Annotated in this window: 2 protein-coding genes; both read left to right on the top strand. The window is 52.5% G+C overall.

Annotation, left to right across the window (positions count from 1 at the left end):
• Window positions 1–642, top strand: a 642-nt coding sequence (locus HWQ67_RS16940) for a hypothetical protein (protein ID WP_218253868.1), incomplete at its 5' end; no start/stop codon positions are given.
• A partial coding sequence (locus tag HWQ67_RS16935) for a hypothetical protein (protein ID WP_218253867.1) occupies window positions 624–2,172 on the top strand: 1,549 nt, incomplete at its 3' end. The genes HWQ67_RS16940 and HWQ67_RS16935, both read left to right, overlap by 19 nt.

Below are 2,172 nucleotides of genomic sequence, written 5' to 3'. Positions count from 1 at the left end.
ACCACTGCCCCAAAAAAGATGCGCCGGGAGGTTGAACTCCTCAGAGTGTTTAACACGTGCGGGTTTGCCCTGAGCCTCGAACATCGGACCGGAAACACAACGGAACTTACCGTACTGGCCAGGGACAGGGCCGGACTGCTCAGTGACATCGTTGGCGTGTTGTCGTTGAGGGCGCTCAATATCCTTTCACTGCGCACGTTTGCAAGCACCAACGGATATGTCATAGACAGGCTCCAGGTCTCAAACTATAAGGAACTCTGGTGGGAGGGCATGGATGAACTCATCGAGGCAGAACTGAGACAGGTGTGTGTGCCAAAAAACCCCGACACGGTCCCCCCCCTCGTTGTAAGGAAATATCCACGCAGAGATACCAGGATCGCACCATTCCTGGAGGTGGACAACGACCCCGCACGACACTATACGGTCTTTGAAACCATATCGACCGACAGAATAGGACTGCTGCACGACATCGTAAGTGTGTTTTCCAACAATGCCCTCGATATCATGATGGCACGCGTCAATACGGAGATGGATATAGCACATGATGTTTTCTTTGTTACAGGCGCCAAAATGATAAAGAAGCCCGTTGAGACGGAGACGATCATGGTCTTGATGGGGCAACTATGGAACGTGTTAAACTAAGACGTATCTTGGTTGCCCTGATGGCGGCACTGTTGCTGGCATACTTGAGTACGGCAGCCTATCGTTATGTCAATGGGTTGTTTAAAGCTGAACTGACCTCGCAGTTAGAGAAACTCCTGGGCAGGGATGTGACAATTGATAATGCGTACATTATCCTCCTTCCACCATCCGTGCATATCAGGGGACTGACCGTGGCCTCCGGCAAGAAGGGAAAACCGATCCTCCACCTCGGCTCTGCTGATGTGTACGTCAACATCCTACCGTTATTGTACAACAGGCTCGTGTTGCAAAAGGTCTTTGTCAGCAATCTCTCCGTGGATACCTCACGGGCATACATAGAAGAAGTCATCGCAAAACAAAAGAAAACGCCCTCGCAAAAAAAAGCCATGTCCGTTGAACCAGGCTCCTTCAACCTCAGAGGGATGTCGGTGAAGTTCTACGACGGCACTAAAGATGCCGATCTGTCCCTGGGGGAACTCAAGGGGCAGGCGCTGCCCAATATGACAGGGCTTAGACTAAAAATGACAGACCTGGCGTTTTATTCAAATACCCTAAAGCCCAAGCTCCACGACAAAGTCAACTTTAAGACCGTTGTCCTCAAACTCAAGTCCACCTCTGCCAATGGAATCGCCTACAACGTCGAGGAGGCATCGTTGAAGTCTGATGGGCTGAACCTCCGACTTATTGGCAAGCTCAATGGCAAATCCACGGTGGACAACGTGGCGCTCAGAAGCAAGGTATCCGTGGAGATGGCATATATCAAGCGCCTCCTGGGCCTCAAAAATCCCGGGGCAGGCAATGTCTCAATTGAAGGGCCGATTAACTACGATGCAACAAACGGACTGCAACTGGCACTCTCCACCGGCGGCAGGCTCCATATCGAAACGCTGTTGGAGCTGATCGGCGAAAAGGAACCGATAAAAGGCGACGTCAGCTTTAAAGGCACTTTCAACGCCGCCATAAATGGCCCAAATAAAAAGCTCAGGGGCGAGGCAAACGCCGCCCTCAAAACGGCTAGCTTCTATGGCATAGACGTTGACGGCCTCTCCTGCAAGGTCATCTACGATGGCCCGACCCTTAAGTTTATCACAAAGGATGCCAGGGTCTACAACGGCAATGCCCAGGGCGAGGTCACGCTGGCAATGCCCGTTGTCAATAAGTTCACCGTGGATATCAAGGCCGATAACATTGACAGCAAGCCGGTCTTTAAGCTGATCAACTGGGACCCGGGCCTGTCCCCTGGCAAGGTGCGCGGCAACGTCTACTCAAGCGGGGCCGACTTTAATCCCAGTTCCACGTTTGTCTACAAGACCACTCCGGCTGCTGAAAAGGCCGCAAGAGTCAACAACGAAAACATCCTCAAGCGCGTAACCGAGGTCTCAGGCAGCGTGGACATCGTTGGCGACGTCGTAACCCTCAAGGACATCGTGGCAAAGACGGAGCGCTCCCAAGGCAGTGGCAGTGGCGTATTAGACCTCAACTCGGACAAACTCCGCCTGAAGGTGGACGTCAACACCGGTGATATCGTCG

Origin of the sequence: Candidatus Magnetobacterium casense (assembly GCF_019173545.1) — a bacterium.
GTDB lineage: Bacteria > Nitrospirota > Thermodesulfovibrionia > Thermodesulfovibrionales > Magnetobacteriaceae > Magnetobacterium > Magnetobacterium cryptolimnobacter.
This window is presented reverse-complemented; position numbering and strand designations above follow the sequence as displayed.